Origin of the sequence: Oceanobacillus oncorhynchi (genome assembly GCF_000821065.1) — a bacterium.
GTDB lineage: Bacteria > Bacillota > Bacilli > Bacillales > Amphibacillaceae > Oceanobacillus > Oceanobacillus oncorhynchi.
On record NZ_CDGG01000001.1, the window covers coordinates 211,256 to 231,297 of the forward strand.

Here is a 20,042-nt window from a genome sequence, read left to right on the forward strand (position 1 = left end):
ACAAACTAACTAAGAGAAAGAGTTGAAAAGCTTTGGCACTATTTACGACGACAGAGGAAAAAAGTTTAAATTTAGGAGTTGATATTGGCGGTACAAGTATATATCTTGTCTTAATGAATAAAAATGAAAACGTTATCTATGAAAAAAAAGTGAAAACTTCGCGTCAAATTAAGGAAATATTTAGAATTATAATCTGTTTTTTAGAAGAAGCGAATGCAGAGGTAGAACAATTAAAGTTCATCAGCTTTGGAGTCCCTGGTACTACAAATATGATGGATGGTGTTGTTATTGATGCACCAGCATTAGAATGGTCTAATCTTCCACTTAAAGAAGAAATGTCGAAATATTTTAATTGCCCAATATATGTAGAGAATGATGTTAACTGTGCTGCAATAGGAGAGCAGTGGAAGGGGCGAGCTATTGGATGTAAGGACTTTATATATCTTTCGATTGGCACTGGAGTTGGGAGTTCTATTTTTACAAATGGACAATTAGTACGGGGCAGTTCTTTTATGGCTGGAGAGATTGGTTACTTGCTATTTACCCCTGATGTGGAAAATAAAAAATATAATAAGACTGGACAATTTGGAATGTTGGAATCCAAGTTATCAGGAACAGCACTAGCTGAAAATGGTAATGATCCTAAACAATTATTTAAAGATTACTATGAAAATGTGGCAGAAGCAAAAGATGCTGTAAATACCTTTAAACAATTACTAGCGATAAGCATTGCCAATATAGTCAGTTTATTAAATCCGGAAAGAGTAGTAATAAGTGGTGGAGTAGCTCAATCTTTGGAGGGGCTAATCGATGATATCAATGAAATGGTGAAGGAATATACACCTATCCCCAGTAAGATTTATTTATCTCCTCTCGGTGAAGCATCAGGGGCAATTGGAGCAGTGGCAGCAGGATTAAATAGAATTTCTGAAAAAGAATGGAGTGTATGAAATGGCAAATATGACCATTGTTAATGATTATGAAGAATTATCAAAATTGACAGCTGAGAGATTGATTTCTTTTATTCAAGAAAAGAATGATGCTGTCGTTTGTTTAGCAGGTGGACAAACGCCATTGGGATTTTTTAAAGAATTTATTAAACAAGTAAATGAGTTTTCTGTGCTTTTGGACAAAGTAACATTCGTTGGATTAGATGAATGGGTTGGGGTAAATGGAGATACAGTAGGAAGTTGCCGTCATACATTGAATGAATATTTCTTCTATCCATTAGAGATAAAAGAAAATCAGATTTTATTTTTTGATGGTACAGTAACACCGATTGAGAAGGAGAAAGAAAGAGTAAGAAAAGAACTTAATGCATTGAACGGTATTGATTTCATGGTATTAGGTATTGGGAGAAATGGGCATTTAGGTTTCAATGAGCCGCATGTCTCTATGGAAGAAGAAGTTCAAATTGTTCCTTTAGAACAAAGTACAATTGAAGATTCAGGAGGAAAAATTGAATATGATGGTAAGCTTTCAAGTGGAATAACCTTAGGAATGAGGGCTATTACTTCTGCAGATCAGTTAATAGCTATTGCCAGTGGAGAAAAAAAGGCTAGTATAATTAAAAAAGTAATAGAAGGAAATGTAACGGATGGTGTTCCGGCAAGTTTATTACAAAAATCTAAAAAAATGGAATTTATTTTAGATAAATCTGCCAGCCAGGAATTAAATCAATAAGTCAACTTATTATAAATGCATATTTTTGCACTAGCGTTGCATAAAGTTTTTAACCAAAAGTCAAGAAAAACAATATATTGGAAAATTAGGAATAATGGGAGTTTTCAATACAAATATCCATAAAAAAACCTTATAATAAGGGAATGGTAGTCCTGTCCAAATCCCAAATTATAAGGAGCTCGTATGGACAATCATACCATAAAAACAGTATTCAAGGAATACATTCATCCATTAGATTCAAAAGTGATTCAAAAAATGATCGATAACGCGGAAATTGATAAGTATGTTAAAAAGTTTGATGCACTTACATTTATCAACGCATTTATTTATGCGCAGATGAAGCAGCTGGATAATCTACAGCGGATTAGTGATACGATTACACGCAAGAAAACTGTTCAAAGACTGGTAGGCATAGAAAGCATCAGTAAATCCCAGCTTTCTCGGAAGAATAGTGAGATGCCGCCTGCCATTTTCCAGGCTATTCTGCATCATTTGATTCAACAAATACACCAGCTGCTTGGGCCTCAAAAGGCAGATAAAGCACTTGGAGAACTGCATTTGATTGATTCATCCACCATTTCTATGTGTTTGAGTCAATACGAATGGGCAGATTTTCGGGAGACCAAGTCGGGCGTGAAGATGCATACGTCCATTGTCTTTTGCGATGGCGTCTCCTATCCAAATGAAGTAATCGTTACCCCTGCAAGACCGGCAGACGAAACACAGCTGGATGCATTGATTGTACCGGATAAAAACGTGCTTCATGTATTTGACCGGGGCTATTTTAACTTTACAACGTTTGATGCCTATTGTGCAGAAGGCATTCGGTTTGTGACACGCATCAAAACCAATACGGTTGTTAAGGTTATAGAAGAATTATCTATTGACCCTTCTTCTCCAATTACCCGTCACGCCGTCGTAAACATTGGAAAGATGAAGCATCCAGTACAATTAGTAGAGACGGTAGACAGTAAAGGAAATGAGATTCGAATCATTTGTAATGACGCCAAAGTGAATGCACAAGAAATCAGTGATCTTTATCGCAACAGGTGGCAGATCGAATTATTTTTCAAGTGGGTTAAGCAGCATTTAGTAATCAAAAAGCTGTACGGAAAAAGTGAAAATGCCGTATATAATCAACTTTTTCTAGCAATGATCACTTTCTGCCTGACCCTGTTAATGAAAATCAACTTAGACTATCGAGGAACCCTGCTGGAAATGTTGAACTGGATTCGTGATTATTGGACAACATCCATGGAACAGTTTATTTCCGACATATTCAAGGGACCAGAACGTACATCCAAAGGGCGACGAAGGCTGGAGCATGAACGAATTTTTGAAGAAACTTTCAAACAATACGAAACAGGAGAAGCTGGTCATTTAGATGATGTAACAATCAACTCAATCATTTAAAAAGTATATAAAATTCAGAAAATGGATGAAGGGCTACCTTGCATACCCATTGTCTTTTTTTAAAATAAGACATTGTCTATATCTGAAAATTACAATAATAAATCAAAATTTACAAAGCATATTGCTTACTTTTGCATTTATTTTTTTATGCAACGCTAGTGATATTTTTGTTAATTAATAATTAAAAGTATGTAAAAAACAAAAAAGTTATTGATTAAATAAAAGGTAATATTATATGATGTACACATATTAGTTTATGCTTAGTACAAACAAACTTTGTTTAAAAATGTAAGGGATTTCAAAGGGGGATATAGATGAAGCAAATTTATAACGTAAAGGGGACAGTAACTCCTTCTTGTGCTAGTAGTCAAATTATTTATGCAATGTACATCTCGGAAGATTACGAAAGACTGCATTTTTATTTTAAATATACACCAAAGGATTTAGAAGATAAGAAGACTTCTGAGCTTCTTATTAAAGAAAGTTTATTGAAATATAGCATTATTCCTAATGTAACAGAGGAAGTGAACTGGGAAAAATATATGCCTTTAAAAAATCATTTGACATTATCCTTTGATGATTCTGAAAAATTCAGAGGAGCTACACATCGTCATGATTCAGAATTACATTTAGTTTTATCGGAAAATGAAGCATCTCCAGGATTGATTCCTGATAAAAATAAATCGGGACTATGGAAGATTACTATAAGTACACATGCAATCGTATCAGAAGAATGTTCATATCAATTAGAAGTCTTTGGGGAGGCTTAGGAGTATGAAAATTTGGAAGCCGTTTGAATTACACACACATACTTTTCATAGCGATGGAAAACATTCTCTGCTTGAAATGGTCAAAGAAGCTAAAATGCTTGGTTTACAGGGATTAGCCTTAACAGATCATAATACAATGTCAGGCTTGATTGGAAAAGAAGAAGTTGAATCTCAATTTGATATTAACATCATAAGTGGTTTAGAATGGACTACTTTTTATGGACATATGAATATGCTTGGAGTATCTGAATATATTGATTGGCGTGAATTTACTCCTAAAAGTATTCATACAGGGATAAAAAAAGTTCATGATAAGAATGGAATTGTTGGAATCGTGCATCCATATCGAATCGGGTCTCCTATATGTACAGGTTGTTTCTGGGAATACCATGTGGAGGATTGGACAGATATCGACTATATTGAGGTTTGGTCAGGAACTTTACCATCAGTAAAAAAGGATAATAGGAGAGCTTTTCATTTATGGACTGAAAAGCTGAATGAAGGTTATCAAATCACAGCAGTAAATGGACGTGATTGGCACGAAACTACGGAATTAGATGATCCTATAGCGGCAACCTTTTTAAAGGTGGATAAGGTAGAAAAAAATGCAGACGGAGATCGAGCATTTATTAATGCGATTAAGCATGGGGAAGTCAGTGTATCTATGGGACCTCTGATAGATATGACTTTGGAATGGAATGAGCAAAAACATCCTATTGGCGGAGAGATTTTGATAGGTAGAAATGTAGATATGAAGGCGAAAGTTAACATTACCGTTGATTATTCAGTTAGAGAAAGAAAATGGGAATTAGAAGATCAAAATCTTAAAATTTCTATTAATAGTAATAAAGGCATGTTAAATGAAAATGTACTTTTAATGAATCAGGAACAGATCGTTAGTTCTGTGAACTTAGAAGAAATACGTTGGCTGCGCGCAGAATTATATGGTGTGTTTAACGGTGTGTATACAATGATAGCTTTTACTAATGCAATATATGTAATAAATACATCATTGTAATGATAATCGGAATAACGTAGAAGTTAGAAATATTTACAAAAGAATTTTTATAAATAAAATATTCCTAATAATTAGATATAAAGTAAGCGATACATCAAATTATCTAAATAAACATTGGAGGGAAATGAGTTGAAGAAATTAGTATCTATAGGTTTATTTATTGTAATGGTAATGCTTATGGCAGGATGTGGAAGCAGTTCTGATAGTGAAGCAGGTGGAGGGGATGATGGCAGCGGGTCATCTGACTTAGTTATCTATTCAGCGATGGGAAATGAAATCAGTGACCCTATCTTAGAACTGTTTCAGGAACAACATCCGGAAATAAATGTAGAAACAATCCATGCGGGAGCTGGAGAACTGTTAGCGAGAATTAAAGCGGAGACCGATAACCCTGCAGGAGACATTCTTTGGGGTGGTGAGACGACTACTTACGATTTAAATGAGGAATTATTTTCCAGTTATGAATCGCCAAATGATAAAGAAATGATTGTTCAAGACCCAGAACATAAATGGCATGCTTTTTCTAATTTGCCTCAAGCAATCTTAGTAAATACAGATGAATTACCAGATGAATCAACACATCCAACTTCGATAGAAGATTTAGCAGACCCAAATGCAGCATGGCTGGAACAAGGAAACTTTGCTTTGTCAGATCCGGGAACATCTGGGACAGGAGTAAGTATCATTAAAGGAATGGCTTCTTTATATGATTGGGAATTTGTTGGAGATGCTTTGAAAAACGCTAGCATTGTTGATGGATCTTCAGCTATGTTTGATGGTGTAAAGGATGGAGAGTTTGCAGTAGGATTTATTAATGAAGATCTCGGTTCAAAATGGGAGAGTGCAGGTTTGCCAGTTCGGATGATTTATCCAGAAGATGGTGTTACTAACCAAATTGATGCTGCAGGGATTATTCTAGATGGCCCAAATGAAGAAAGTGCACAAACTTTTATCGATTTTGTTACTTCAGAAGAAGTTCATATGATTGTTCGTGATGAAATCCTTAGACGTTCTGCAAGAGAAGATATAGATCCGCCAGAAGGATTTAAAGAATTAGACTCTACTAATTTAATTGAGAATAACCAATTAACAAATGAAGAAATAATGGAAGAATTTGAGAACTTAAGATAAAAAATGCTGTTCCGTGAAGAGGTTCAGGTTTTCTTCACGGAATGAATTTACATGAGCGTATAATTTTATGATACGAATAATTGTAGTTTTATCTTGTGATAGAAGAACGAAAATTTTTGTAAATAAAATTCTATTTTATATTGCAATAAAAAGAAAAGGAAGTAGTCATTTTAAAATAATTACATATTATAGTAAATATATTTTATGTATGTAAGTATATTTGTGATTTTTAATTATCATCAGAAAAATATGGATAAAAATTTCATTTTATATATTCAGATTCGGTATTGAGATCTTAAAAAGGATGATTAAAAATATGAAAAACAACAAATTTATTAATTTATCAGAGATAAAGAATCCTTGGATGATATTCACATTAATCTTTGTAGCTATTTCAATTATTACTATAATTATTCCACAGATATGGATTTTTCTAGCTGCTTTTAGAGATAATTCATTGAATTTTACTTTGGATAATTTTATTCAGTTTTTTACACAAGAACGTTACTGGGTTGCATTGTTTAACAGTGCTAAAGTTACTGTGATTTCTACGTTCTTTGCAACTTTAATAGCGGTTCCTTTAGCATTTTTACTATCAAGATTTGAATTTAAAAATCGAAATATGGTGCTTACCCTAATTACTTTAGCTACTGCTTCTCCGCCTTTTTTAGGGGCATATGCGTGGTTAATATTATTTGGGAAATATGGAGTGGCAAATGACATAATTTTTAATTTAACAGGTTGGAAAATAGAAGCAAGTTTGTACGGTGAGATAGGCGTTATATGGGTAATTATTTGGCTCGTTTTCCCAATAATTTGTCTGCTGAGTTTTGATTCATTTACAGCACAAAATGTATCTCACCGTGAAGCTTCAATGAATTTAGGTGCAAATAAATTTAAAACTTTTATGAAAATAGAAGTGCCTTTAGCAGTTCCGGGAATTATTACAGGGATGTTTATGGCGGGAATGGCTGCTTTTTCAGATTTTGGTACACCAGCTGTCATTGGCGGATCATTTCAAGTATTGCCCACATTAGTTTATAAGGAGTTTGTTAGTGAAGTCGGCAGCAATTTATCAATGGCATCAACAGCTGGCGTTGTAATGATTGTCATTTCGACATTGGCACTAATTGGTCAAAGATATATTATTGCCAGAAAAACGTATTCATCTGTCACTTCTAAAAAAATTCCCTTAAGTAAGCCGGGGAAAGTTATGAAATTGAGTATGTCCTTATATATCGGAGCCATTTTATTTATTTCATTTTTGCCTCACTTGACACTTGTTGTCATTTCATTAATGGAGTGGCAATGGGGAGTATTAATGTATAACTTCACATTTGAAAATTATATTAAATTAATTGATAGCGGTTTAAAACCGATATTAATTACATTTTTCTTAAGTTTTACGTCTATATTTCTAGCTGTCTTTTTTGGGATAGGTATCGCATATGTGATTGTAAGGAAACAATATAAGTTTTTCTCTAAATTTCTAAACTTTATTATCATGGTACCTTATATTATTCCGGGAGTAGTATTTGCAATAGGTTTGGTAATGATTTTCAATAAACCGCCAGTGATGATAACAGGTACTTGGATTATTCTTGTGTTAGCCTATTTCTTGAGAAAACTAGCATTTACTGTAAAGAGTGCAGAATCTTCCCTTTATAATATTCATCCTGCTTTAGAAGACGCTGCTTTGATTTGTGGAGCGAAGCCTATGAAGGCATTTAAGGATGTGACTTTCCGGTTGATGATTGGTGGAGTAGCATCTGGTGCAACAATAGCATTTCTAATGACCATGGCAGAACTTAGTACGACAATTATTCTTTATCGGCCTCCTTGGGTGACGATGGTCATTGTAATTTTCCAAAATGCATTAACTTCGGGATCAGACTTCGGAATTGCCGCTGCAATGGGAGTTATATTGATGTTGTGCATTTATGTCCCTTTATTTATCATTACCAAGTTTTCAAGAGGGGTAAAGCCATACTGATGAAGCAGTTTTAATTATTGCAAGTTAAAGAGAAGGGTGGATAAATGATATGAATAAAAATGAGAGTAACCTTTCAACAGAAGTAATTATTTCAAATTTATACAAGCAATTTGGCGATATAGAAGTATTAAAGGATATTGATTTTACTATTAAAAAAGGAGAGTTTTTCACTTTACTTGGTCCATCAGGTTGCGGGAAAACGACGTTATTAAGATGTATTGCCGGCTTTGAGAAACCAACTAAGGGGAAAATATTTTTTGGTGATGACGATATTACAAAATTACAGCCTTGGGAAAAGAATATTGGATTCGTTTTTCAAAACTATGCTTTATGGCCACATATGACAGTTTATGAGAATATTGCTTATGGGCTGAAAGTAAAAAAGATGAATAAAGCACAGATAGATAAACTGGTGGACTGGAGCCTCGATATTGTAAACCTATCACAATTAAAAAAATCATACCCTACACAACTAAGTGGTGGCCAACAGCAGCGGGTATCTATTGCTAGAGTACTTGTTTTACAGCCGAAAGTACTTCTCTTTGATGAACCATTAAGTAATCTTGATGCAAAGCTGCGGGTGAAAATGAGAAAGGACATTAAAGAATTACAAGAGCGTCTCGGAATTTCAGCTATTTATGTAACACATGATCAAGAAGAAGCTTTAGAAATGTCAGATAGAATAGCTGTTTTTGATAAAGGAAGAGTTGCACAAATTGGAACACCGGAAGAGATTTATGAGCAGCCTGACAGTACTGCAATCTCCAATTTTGTTGGGAAAAGTAATAATATACAAGGCACGATAAAATCTAGGAAGTTTTATGCTTTTGGTACAAATTTTATTCCTTTACAGAGCTTGGAAGAGGAAGATGGAGATAGAACCTTAGTCTTTAGACCGGAGAAAATTACAATAGCTGATGCTCCTTCTGTGGACACTTTTGAAGTAATTGTTAAGGATGCAAGCTATCGAGGGAATTATGTACAAATAGAGGTTTCTTATAATGATGAGGTCTATTTTATTGTAGAAACTAGAGAAAAGTTTGAAGTGAATGAAAAAATTCATGTATGTGTGGAGAAGTATATTCTGTTTGAAAAAGAATGAAAAAAAGCTTATGGCATAATGAAGACAGTCAGTGAAGAGGGTATTGTAGAACCTGCAGATTGTTGGATTTCCTAGTTTTTATAGTATGCATCGAGTTTCCAAATCATTTAAATGAAGGAGTTTTTACATTGAAATATATTACACTTAAAGGAATAAAAGATAATAAATATATAGAAAAAAAGTGCTCTAGATTAATTATGGGATCGGGTCAATTTTATCAATACGAAAGTGAGGAGGATAATTTTAAAATATTGGATAACTTTATTGAAATGGGAGGTAACATGTTTGATACAGGTCATCAATATTTCAATAGCGAAGTAACACTTGGGAAGTGGATAAAAGAAAGAGGCAATCGAGAAAAAATATATATTTTAACAAAAGGAGCACATCCTGACGATGGAGAACCTGGAAAAAGGGTTAACCCAGCTTCGATTACAAAAGATGTCTTAGAAAGCTTAGAAAGATTGAATATAGGTTATATTGACTTTTATGCTCTTCATCGAGATGATCCTTCAAAGGAAGTTGGTCCGATAATAGAAGTGTTAAACGAACATCTTGCTGCTGGCAGAATACATGCGATTGGAGCATCTAATTGGACATATGAACGTATCCAGGAAGCAAATGAATATGCATCTAAGCATGGGTTAATCGGATTTACATTTAATAGTCCCAGCCTTAGTTTAGCGAAATGCAATGAAGTTCCCTGGCCAGATAGTATTGTAGCTGATCAAGAGATGATAGATTGGCATAAGGGGAATCAACTTCCACTCTTATCATGGTCTTCCCAGGCTATGGGGTTCTTCAGCGGTAAGTTTTCTCCAGAAGATAGAAGCAATGAAGAATTAGTACGGGTTTATTATAACGATGAGAATTGGAAAAAATATGAAATAGCAAAAGAAATTGGCTCTCAAAAGAATATGTCAGCTATTCAAATATCGCTTGCCTATGTACTTAATCAATCATTTCCAACTGCTGCAATTATTGGTCCAATGGAGGTTAGCGAATTGGCGTCTTCATTGGAAGGTTCCAAAATTAGACTGACAGCAGATGAGATCAAATGGCTTGATTTAACAGAAATAGAATAACCGGAGGGGATGATTAGTATGAAACATAAATTTGCTGCTCAATTATATACGCTTAGAAATGAACTTGCTGAAGATTTTCCAGGCACATTAAGAGAATTGAAAAAAATGGGATGGGAAGCTATTCAAATAGATGGGTTATTTGATTATACTCCTGAAGAAATTGCAAGTGTTTTAAAAGAAACAGGCTTAAAAACAGCTGGTATGCATATTAGTCTTGATAGAATTAATCATGATTTAGAAATGGTATTAAAGGAAGCTGACCTATTTGAAACAAAAAATTTTTATTGTCATTATCTAGAGGATGATTTACAAAATGAAGAGGGGTATAGACAGGTGAAAAATGATCTTATTGAAGCTCAAAAGAAAATAGCCTCTAAAGGATATAAAGTAGGCTATCATCATCATGATTTTGAATTTCAAACGATTGTTGACGGACAGGTAGCTTTAGATTATTTATTTTCTCCTGATAGAGAAGGCAACATGATTATTCCAGAAATTGATACTTACTGGGTGAAAAAGGCCGGCCGTGATCCATTGTCTTACATCAAATCTTTAAAAAGTACTATCCCTATCCTACATCTAAAAGATATGACAAATGATGCAGAGCAAACTTTTGCTGAAATTGGTGAAGGTTCTATTGACTTTTTGTCCATTTTAAGATGGGGAGAAGTTAATAATGTTGAATACTACGCTATTGAACAAGACTATTGTTTAGGTAGTCCGCTGGATAGTTTAGCGTTAAGTTTAAGTAATTTAATAAATATAACAGAAAAAGTATAGAAAATAAATGGTATAGGCAAGGATTTTAATAACTCAAATTGTATCAAATAGGTTTGTGTCGAATAATATAAAAAGTTATATTCGTATGATGGAATCCATTTTTATGGGTTCCATCATGTTTATATAGGGATTTTTTTAGAATATTATTTAGGGTTATAACGTATTTCTTTATTTTCTAACCTAAGGAGAATTCCTCCTATAATAAAGATATTTGAAGATTATTTAGGCTTGGAAGGTATATATAAATTCATAATTGCATTTAGGAGCGTGTAATAAATATGGATATTAGCGTAAGCTTACTTAGAATGGGGGTAGCTGCTTTACTTGGGTTAATAATAGGTATAGAACGAAAATTAAAAAATAAACCATTAGGATTAAAAACATGTATTGTTATTTCTGTAACTAGTTGTCTATTAACGATTATTTCTATTGAAGCAGCAATTAGGTATGGTGAAGAAACTTTAACCATGCGAACAGATCCGATGCGATTGGCAGCACAAATCATCAGTGGCATAGGTTTTATAGGTGCAGGTGTAATTTTAAAGAGGGGCGACAATGTTATTTCTGGCATTACTACAGCAGCAATTATATGGGCGGCGGCCGGATTGGGAATTGGTGCGGGTGCAGGTTTTTATTTTGAATCAATTATAGGAGCTCTTTTTATTTTGTTTAGTGTAGAAGGATTGCCATATTTATTGAAACGATTTGCTCCTAATAAATTTAGCCGTCAGGATTTAAAGGTAACGATATCTACCAATGAATATAATCTGTTTAGTAAGGTCAACGAGCAACTTACTTCCTACGATATAAGAATAAATAAAATAAAAATTAAAGATTTAGAGGATGATAAACAATTGTTGCAGATGAATATAACACTCTATCGAGATATGAATGCAAGTAATGTTTATTCTATTATTAGAGAAGTATCGGTTATAAATAAAATAGAGGTGGAGACAATTTAAAGATCTTTCTTGTTGAAAGTATAGTGTGATAAACAAAAGATATGGCTTTCTGTATCTAGTCAGAAATCATATCTTTTTCCTATTAATTCAGATATATTCCTCTTTACGACTCTTTAAAATTCTATATAGACTTATTGAAAAAACAATATCATTAGAACAATAACTTCTTCTTTTAATTTAAAATTAGAAGTCAAATCAGTATATTTTGTTTAATCCCAAGAATTCCTGTTCAAGCATTTTTAAAAGAAATTTATAAATATAATACAGGAGAGTTAATCACAGATAGAATGATTGACCTGCTATAGTATACTCATTGCGGCTACGCTTCCCACTGCACTCATCAATATAGAGAATGGAAAATTAATTTTTGTGAGAAGAAAGGTGGCACCAGAGTTAATAAAATCGCAGCAACCAAAAAACAAAAAAGCCGCCTATAAAGATAGACGGCTAAATAACAAAAATCAACAGTAAAAACACCACATGTGTAACTGCTAAACTAAAGTAGACCATTATTGCTTGATAAGAATGAACACTTTTCTTGGGGGATAGGCATGTAACAGGCTGTTGCCCCGTAGGGGCGGCAGCCTGTTACATGCTCGCCGTTCCGCTGGGTACCAACTAACAACTATTGCAATCTTTCATTTACTGTATAATACATGTTTGTACGATACAGAAATGGGAGGAGTAAGAAAGGTGGAAACATGGAAAGTGTATATGGAAATCTATCAACTAAAACAAGAAGGATTTAAAATACGAAGAATAGCTAGAAAACTAGGTATATCAAGGACAACGGTATATAAATACCTTGAAAAGTCTCCTCAGGAAATGGCGGAGTGGGTAGCTTCCACACAGACAAGAAAGAAGAAATTAGATGCCTATGAATTACTTATTCATACTTGGCTAACGGAACATCCGGACCTTTCTAGTGCTCAAGTTCATGATTGGTTAAAAGAAAGGTTTCCAACTCTACGTGTTGGAGAAAGTACCGTTCGGAGTTATGTCAAAGCCCTCCGGGAAAAATATCATATTCCAAAGACAGAAATGAAGCGTGTCTATCAAGCTATTCCAGACCCACCAATGGGGCAGCAAGCCCAGGTAGATTTTGGCCAGACGATACAGAAAACATCCCAGGGAAAGGAGAAGAAATTATATTTTATTAGTTTCGTGCTTTCGCACTCACGTTACAAATATGTTGTGTGGCTCCCCCGTCCTTTTACAACAAAGGATATGATTCAAGCTCACGAAGATACTTTTCAGTATTTTGGAGGAATTCCACATGAGTTAGCTTATGATCAGGATTCCCTTATCGTAGTAAGTGAAAATGAAGGAGATCTCATTCTTACCAGTGAGTTTCAAGCATACAGGGAAGAGAGAAAATTAAAGCTCTTTGTATGTAGAAAAGCTGATCCAGAAAGTAAAGGGAAGATTGAAAATGTCGTAGGATTTGTGAAGAAGAATTTTGCGAAGAACCGCGTATTTCACCATATAGATAAATGGAATGAATCCTGTTTAGCATGGCTGATTCGAACCGGAAACGGAAAAGTGCATAATACAACAAAAAAAAGACCAGTCGAAGTGTTTGCCCTAGAAAAACAACACTTAAGACCAGTCAACAAAAAAATTTCAATTTCAAATATCGATAATAGTATAACAAGAAATGTTCGTAAGGACAATACTATTATCTACCAATCAAATCGTTATTCCGTACCGCTTGGTACATACAAGAAAGATAAAACAGTTTTTATTGAAATAAATGAACAGAACGAATTAATCATACGGGAAAAATCGGATGGGGCGATGATTGCCAAACACACGTTAAGCATAGAAAAAGGAAAACTTATTCAAGATTCCCAGCATACCAGGGATCGTTCTAAAGGAATAACCGCCTATATAGAAACGGTATCGACTTACTTTGATGATAAGGAAATGGCTTCTGATTTCCTTCAGGAAATTCATCTTAGATATCCTCGATACATACGGGATCAATTATCTCTTATTTTAAAGGTGTCCCAAACATTAGCAAGAGAAATAAGGAATCAAGCTTTAGAAGAGTGTGTAGCACGCAAAATATATAGTGCAACAGAGTTTAGAGATGTCGTAGAGTTTATCCAAAGACAAGCTGTTTCTAATCAAAGACCACAGCAAGTAGAAGGTATCCAAACATTGCATGGTATGGACGATACGCTACTTCAAATCAAGCCAAAAACAAGAGAATTGGATACTTATATAGAGTTATTGAAAGGAGCACCGGTATGAGTCATTCGATAGAAGAAATACAACAGCAATTTCGATCGTTGAGACTCACAGAGACGGCAAATTATTTGCCCTCTCTGATTCAACAAGCAGAGTCAGAAGATTGGACGTATCAAGTACTTTTGAAACGATTATGCGGATATGAATTAAAACGGAGAGATGAAAAGTTAATCGAAAAACGATTAAAATGGGCTGCATTCCCTTCTTATAAGACATTAGATGAGTTTCATTTAGATGAGCAACAATCGCTCAGCAAAAGACAGGTAAATCAGTTAAAGGAGTTTACTTGGCTGGATCAACTTTATAATTTAATCGTTTTAGGGCCGCCAGGCGTGGGGAAAACGCATTTAGCCACAGGGCTCGGAATAGAAGCTATACAAAAAGGATATAAAGTCTCTTTTGTTTCCATGGGGCAACTGATTCAAACATTAAAAACAGAAGAAGTTACCAGAAAATCACAAACTAGAATGAAACGAATTCGTTCCTCTCATTTAGTGATTATTGATGATTTAATGTTTATGGCAATGGATACACGTGAAGCGAATTTATTTTTTCATCTTATTAACGACCTTTATGATAAGGCTTCTATTATATTAACTTCTAATAAAGGCCCAAATGAATGGGGAGAATTACTAGGTGATCCAGGGATTACAACTGCCATTCTAGATAGAATTTTACATCGAGCTGAAGTCATACATTTTCATGATGATGATAGTTACCGAATGAAACACCGTTCTTCCATTTTTATGGAATAAAGTGTCCAAATTTAATTAGCAAAAAGTGTTCATTTCTACTTGACGCTCACAACATGTTCCTGTATACCTACTTTTAGTTTTAAGAAATACGGGTATTCCCTCTCCGAAACCAAGCAATAATTGCTGCGATAATCAAAGCAAACCCTAAATACCCCATCGTAGAATATACTTTGCCGACAAGCGTTGTAAAACCGACTAAGCTAGCTGCAAAACCAATTAACCCAATAATCACAACGGCAGGCTTATAGGCTCTGCTATCAGGTGCGATAAATCGTACCGTAAAGGAGTAGAACATACCAACTGCTGTATTATACATCATGCCAAGCAGTGCAATAGCCATCAGAATACCAATAAATGGATGGATTTGTTCTGCTAAGGCAAGTGTTGGCATGTCCATTCCTGCCACAACATCTACTTTCATGAACATCCCGATATGAATAAGAATAATCAATCCGCCAAGCATGATTCCTCCCAAAATACCTCCCCAGCCTGCAACTTTTCGGTCTTTCACGCCTCCGCTCATGACAATCAGTAATGCTGCTCCTGCTGCCAGATTATAAGATACATAGAGGAAGGCGCTTAACAACCAGTTAGGTGCGGCAGAAGCTTGTTCCTTGGCGATTGCATCTGCTTCAGCCAGAGATAAATCCGTGGTGAAAATGGAATAGACCAAGATGATAAAGATAATCGCAATCAAGTAAGGTGTAATTGCTGCAATGATTCCGATAATCTTTTGTGTATTTAATAGCAATGTCAGGATAGTTAAAGTTACCATAATAATGCTGCCTGCAATAGTATTGATGCCAAACATCTGCTCAAAAGTAGAGCCGGAGCCTGCAAACATAACGACGGCTACTCCGAAAAGGAAGAAGGTAATTAAAATATCCAATATCGCCCCGATATAACGTCCGCCGATATGGTAGATTACCCCTTTATGGGAAGCTGCCTGCAAGTCTGTTCCCAGCTGGGCAAAGTTGAATCCTAGAAAGATAAAGAGGAGGGTGGCGACAATCCCGCCAACTGTACCCCATATACCAAAGCTGGTGAAGTATTGCATGACTTCTTGTCCTGAAGCGAACCCGGCTCCAACAATAAGACCAACAAAAGCACTTCCTATTTGAAAACTCTTTTTCATCTGATTATCTCCCTTACTTATAATCTTTCTTAACCACGGTATAAGCTTCTACAGCTTTCCGATCTACTTCATAACCGATTCCAGCTTTTGTCGGGACGGTGATATATCCATTTTCTGCAACAACCTCCGGAGCAATGATATCTTTTTCCCAGTAGCGGCTGGAACCAGCGGTATCCCCCGGTAAAATAAAGTTTGGCAGTGTTGTTAAAGCGATATTGTGAGAACGGCCAATTCCTGATTCCAGCATACCGCCGCACCAGACTGGAATATCATTTGCTGCGCAATAGTCATGGATTTTCTTCGCTTCGGTTAAGCCGCCGACACGGCCGATTTTGATATTAATAATTTTTGTACTTCCCAGTTCAACTGCTTTTCGTGCATCTTCCAGTGAGTGGATGCTTTCGTCTAAGCAAATCGGTGTTTGGAGTTCCTTTTGTAATTTTGCATGATCGATAATATCGTCAGATGCCAAGGGCTGTTCAATCATGGTCAGGTCAAAGGCATCTAACTGTTTTAATAGTTCGGTATCCTCTAAACGGTAGGCGGAGTTAGCATCTGCCATAATTGCTGTGTCCGGGAATTTCTCGCGTAATGTACGGATCACATCGATGTCCCAGCCAGGCTTGATTTTTACTTTCATGCGTTTATAGCCTTCTTTGATATAGCCGTCTACTAAAGCGATAAGATCCTCAATGGATTTTTGGATGCCGATACTGATGCCGACTTCAATCTTTTCTTTTCTGCCACCCAGCGCTTCAGCAAGGGATTGGTTGGTTTGTTGTGAGTAAATATCCCAGATAGCTCCTTCGAGGGTAGACTTTGCCATGTTGTTTTTTCGGATAGCAGCAAAGATTTCATTAACTTCATCCGGGTGCTTTAATTCTTTATTTAGGATAAGCGGGATTAAAAAATCCTCCAGCATATGCCAGTTGGTCTGCAGGGTTTCTTCGTTATACCATGGGGCATGGAATGCGACGGATTCTCCCCAGCCGACGGTTCCATCCGCATCCTTTGCTTCCAGTAATAAAAAATCTCGATTTGTAAATGTGCCAAAGCTGGTGGTGAAAGGAGCTTTTAGTTTCATTTGTAAATGACGAACAGTGACTTCTGTGATTTTCATCGTTATTTTCCTCCAAGATCTAAAATATCTTTTTTTACAAAAATGTATTCCCCATAATTTTCATAGGGTGCTAACCGTATAGCTGCGTAACCTGCTTCAAAGAGATTTTGGAACAGCTCTCGTGTCTTTAGTCTCCAGTCCATGGCGAGCTCTTGACTTGCTGCTTTCAGTCCTTGAAAATCCTTTGGCACACGAACGGAATAGGAATATTCCGTCAATTCAAGCGGTTCCTTCTCTTTCGTGAAAACGGGCAAACCTTCCTGATTAAAGGGTAACGTGTTCAGAGCCGTTGCATTTTCTGTATTTACGGATTGCTGCTCCATCACGTGTGGACTTTTCAAATGCCAATGGATTTCAAAGCGGTCTGAAGGGAGCCCTTTATTAAAACCATCCTGCATATTGCCGTAACAATTCTCAATATAGGTGTTACACATGCCGTTTAGTTTTGTTAGATTAAGATAGGCATTACGTGTCTCCAAAGGATCATATGTCCATTTCATCATGTCATAGCCTTTACGGATAGCAATCTCCCGCTGTTTTTGTTTCAGCATTTTTCCAATGCCTTGAGAACGGTATGCTTGATCCATACCAAGCATATGAGAGCATAGATAGCTTTTGCCGTTATCGAAGCCTGCAAACCCATAGCTGAAGCCGACTAATTGATCGTCAGCATAAGCACCGACCATGATGCCGCCATTTTTGACTGCTGTAAGCGTCTGATGGGTGGGAATGGTAGCCATTCCCCAAATCCTTCCCTCCAGCTCCTGCATTTGTTCCATCTCGGCCATTGTTTTTAGTTCTTTACATTGAATCATTTTGTATCGCTTCTTTCTGTTTGTTGTAGTGCTAGGACAAGCGCCTGTGTGATAATTTCTGCTCCGGTTGGCAGGTGCTTTTGATTGAATGTCATTTCTGGATGGTGGAGCCCCGGTGTGACGCCGCATCCGAGACCAAGCATCGTTGTCTGCAGCTCAGGCTTGGAATACGTATAAAAATGAAAATCCTCTCCGCCTGGTGTGATCGCATCAGGCGCACAATTTTCTTCTCCAGCTACATTGATAATAGCTTGCTCCAAAATGGATTTTGCTGTATCACTTACTTGAGCTGCGACGATATGGGCATCTACATTGTAATCAATGGAAACATCGTATAGTGTACTTACCGCGCCTGCTGCTTTTTCAAATCCGGCTGTCAGAGCCTCCATGGTTTCGTTGGTTTGAGCACGGGCATCGATGCTAAAGGAAGCATTTCCTGGAATAATATTTGTTGAAGCACCGCCTCCCTGTATTTGAGTCATTTTAATGGAGGCTGATTCAGCAGGGCTAATCCAAATACGCTTGAGTCCATCAATCAGCGCACCTGCTGCTTCAATCGCATTCGCTCCCTGTTCTGGTCTTGCACCGTGCGCTTCAACGCCATGAATTTCTCCTGTGAAAAGCTTCGCTGCTCCATGATATAGTGCTGGAGCGTAGGTGCCGTCCTCTAATTCAATCAGTGGCCGGACATGTGCTCCAAATAGAAATTGGAGCGGATCCACAACACCTTGATCCACAAAAGCTTTTGCACCCTGTGCTTTTTCTTCTGCCGGCTGAAAAAGGATACGAACCGCTCCGGATAATGTTGGCTCCAGCTCTTTTAATAAAAGAACGACACCGAGCGCTACAGTCATATGTCCATCATGGCCGCAGGAATGGTTCGCCTGGAATACTCCATTAACCTTTTGCCATAATGCATCTATATCCGTTCTGAATCCAACTGTGGGAGTTCCTTTTCCAATGTCTACATATAATCCGGTCATATCAGGAAACGTTTGCGGATCCAACCCCTCGCTGCGCAGAAAATCCACAAGATATGCTGTGGTTTCTACTTCATTCCAGCTTATTTCAGGGTGCTTATGCAAATGTTCAAAAATCTGCTGTAAACGTTCAGCTAATTGTTGTTTTATCAATTTTCTCAACTCCATTTATCAGAAATAAAAGTATGATTAAAGTCATCATAATTGACGCGCTGCTTCTCATAATAATCCGGGTCAAATGTCATCATTCCAGTTACTACTAAGTTAAGGAAGGAAATAAGTGATGGCATCAGATCAATGGTTGATTTCTCTGTTTGCTCCAATACAAAAGCATAGGAGCAATGTTTTTGAATCGGCGCCAGCTTAGAATCGGTTATGGCAAGCACTGTTATTCCACGTTTATGAAGTGCTTCCGCAATATGAATGGGTTCTTTAAAGTAACGGTGTAAGGAGATTGTGATGACGACATCATCTTCATCTATTTCCTGCATTGTCCGGATAAGCTCTGGCGTTTCTGTATGAATAATGGATACATTTGGCCGTAAAATATTTAAGGTGAAATGGAGCCAATGAGCGGGGAATTGTGATGCGCCAGCCCCGATAATATAGATATTTTTTGCTTCATGTAATTGTTGTGTTGCTTTATAAAATAATTCTTTATCTATTTGTTCAGCAATTCTGTCAATTTGAGTGATATCTTTTTGCATCGCCTTCTCAATGAGATGCTGATCATTAAACAGCTTCTTTTTTGCTGAAAAATAATTCCCAAGTGTGCTGACTGTATTTTGATTAAAAACAAATAAGGTAATCTTTTTCTGCAGTTCGGCATAGCCTTCGAGTCCAAGCGCATAGCAGAAGCGGATAACAGTTGTTTCACTTGTTTCAGCTTTCTTTCCAACTTCAGCTGCAGAATGTGTCCCGACAAAGGTTGGGTTATTTAACACGAAGTTTGCTACCTTCTGTTGTTTCTTTGATAAAGCATTAAAATGAGCCTCGATTAACTCTTTAATTGGCTGGATATCTTCCAAAAAGAAGTCCCTCCTTCAT

General features: G+C 36.3%; 18 protein-coding genes. 13 read left to right on the plus strand and 5 right to left on the minus strand.

Features of this window, described 5'->3' with window-relative positions; genetic code table 11:
* Window positions 1-32 precede the first annotated feature (32 nt).
* From BN997_RS00990 to istB, 13 genes are all read left to right on the plus strand, one after another.
* Window positions 33-950: an ROK family protein gene (locus tag BN997_RS00990; protein ID WP_042528850.1), complete on the plus strand. Its 918-nt coding sequence runs from the start codon at window positions 33-35 to the stop codon at window positions 948-950.
* Window position 951: 1 nt separating this feature from the next.
* A complete protein-coding gene (locus tag BN997_RS00995) occupies window positions 952-1,683 on the plus strand; it encodes a glucosamine-6-phosphate deaminase (protein WP_042528852.1) in 732 nt (243 codons plus the stop codon).
* A 183-nt stretch (window positions 1,684-1,866) separates the two neighbouring features.
* The gene (locus BN997_RS01000; RefSeq protein WP_052484848.1) at window positions 1,867-3,096 is read left to right on the plus strand and encodes an IS4 family transposase; all 1,230 of its coding nucleotides are present in this window, start codon (window positions 1,867-1,869) and stop codon (window positions 3,094-3,096) included.
* 314 nt (window positions 3,097-3,410) lie between these two features.
* Entirely contained in the window at window positions 3,411-3,866 is a 456-nt protein-coding gene (locus BN997_RS01005) for a hypothetical protein (RefSeq protein WP_042528854.1), read from the plus strand.
* 4 nt (window positions 3,867-3,870) lie between these two features.
* On the plus strand, window positions 3,871-4,884 hold the full coding sequence (locus tag BN997_RS01010; protein ID WP_042528856.1) for a CehA/McbA family metallohydrolase: 1,014 nt from the start codon (window positions 3,871-3,873) through the stop codon (window positions 4,882-4,884).
* Window positions 4,885-5,013: 129 nt separating this feature from the next.
* The gene (locus BN997_RS01015) at window positions 5,014-6,015 is read left to right on the plus strand and encodes an extracellular solute-binding protein (protein ID WP_052484849.1); all 1,002 of its coding nucleotides are present in this window, start codon (window positions 5,014-5,016) and stop codon (window positions 6,013-6,015) included.
* Window positions 6,016-6,331: 316 nt separating this feature from the next.
* A complete protein-coding gene (locus tag BN997_RS01020) occupies window positions 6,332-8,008 on the plus strand; it encodes an ABC transporter permease (RefSeq protein WP_042528858.1) in 1,677 nt (558 codons plus the stop codon).
* A 49-nt stretch (window positions 8,009-8,057) separates the two neighbouring features.
* Window positions 8,058-9,110, plus strand: coding sequence for an ABC transporter ATP-binding protein (locus tag BN997_RS01025; protein WP_042528860.1), 1,053 nt, complete (start codon window positions 8,058-8,060; stop codon window positions 9,108-9,110).
* Window positions 9,111-9,238: 128 nt separating this feature from the next.
* Entirely contained in the window at window positions 9,239-10,195 is a 957-nt protein-coding gene (locus BN997_RS01030; RefSeq protein WP_042528863.1) for an aldo/keto reductase, read from the plus strand.
* A gap of 18 nt (window positions 10,196-10,213) precedes the next feature.
* Complete coding sequence (locus BN997_RS01035; RefSeq protein ID WP_042528865.1) at window positions 10,214-10,975, plus strand: sugar phosphate isomerase/epimerase family protein; 762 nt, start codon at window positions 10,214-10,216, stop codon at window positions 10,973-10,975.
* 278 nt (window positions 10,976-11,253) lie between these two features.
* Entirely contained in the window at window positions 11,254-11,937 is a 684-nt protein-coding gene (locus BN997_RS01040) for an MgtC/SapB family protein (protein WP_042528867.1), read from the plus strand.
* A gap of 675 nt (window positions 11,938-12,612) precedes the next feature.
* The gene (istA, locus tag BN997_RS01050; protein ID WP_042535626.1) at window positions 12,613-14,193 is read left to right on the plus strand and encodes an IS21 family transposase; all 1,581 of its coding nucleotides are present in this window, start codon (window positions 12,613-12,615) and stop codon (window positions 14,191-14,193) included.
* Window positions 14,190-14,945 carry an IS21-like element helper ATPase IstB gene (gene istB / locus BN997_RS01055; RefSeq protein ID WP_042528871.1) on the plus strand — a complete coding sequence of 252 codons (756 nt, stop codon included), beginning with the start codon at window positions 14,190-14,192 and terminating at the stop codon, window positions 14,943-14,945. The genes istA and istB overlap by 4 nt, the downstream gene beginning before the upstream one ends.
* Window positions 14,946-15,024: 79 nt before the next feature.
* Here istB and BN997_RS01060 read toward each other — a convergent pair whose 3' ends face one another.
* From BN997_RS01060 to BN997_RS01080, 5 genes are read right to left on the minus strand one after another with little or no spacing between them, the layout of a single operon-like run.
* Window positions 15,025-16,080, minus strand: coding sequence for a YkvI family membrane protein (locus BN997_RS01060; RefSeq protein ID WP_042528873.1), 1,056 nt, complete (start codon window positions 16,078-16,080; stop codon window positions 15,025-15,027).
* A gap of 13 nt (window positions 16,081-16,093) precedes the next feature.
* A complete protein-coding gene (menC, locus tag BN997_RS01065) occupies window positions 16,094-17,200 on the minus strand; it encodes an o-succinylbenzoate synthase (protein ID WP_042528875.1) in 1,107 nt (368 codons plus the stop codon).
* A 2-nt stretch (window positions 17,201-17,202) separates the two neighbouring features.
* Window positions 17,203-18,015, minus strand: coding sequence for a GNAT family N-acetyltransferase (locus tag BN997_RS01070; RefSeq protein ID WP_042528877.1), 813 nt, complete (start codon window positions 18,013-18,015; stop codon window positions 17,203-17,205).
* On the minus strand, window positions 18,012-19,163 hold the full coding sequence (locus BN997_RS01075) for an amidohydrolase (RefSeq protein ID WP_042528879.1): 1,152 nt from the start codon (window positions 19,161-19,163) through the stop codon (window positions 18,012-18,014). Before BN997_RS01075 ends, BN997_RS01070 begins: the two co-directional genes overlap by 4 nt.
* Entirely contained in the window at window positions 19,154-20,023 is an 870-nt protein-coding gene (locus BN997_RS01080; RefSeq protein ID WP_042528881.1) for a MurR/RpiR family transcriptional regulator, read from the minus strand. Before BN997_RS01080 ends, BN997_RS01075 begins: the two co-directional genes overlap by 10 nt.
* Window positions 20,024-20,042: the final 19 nt, after the last annotated feature.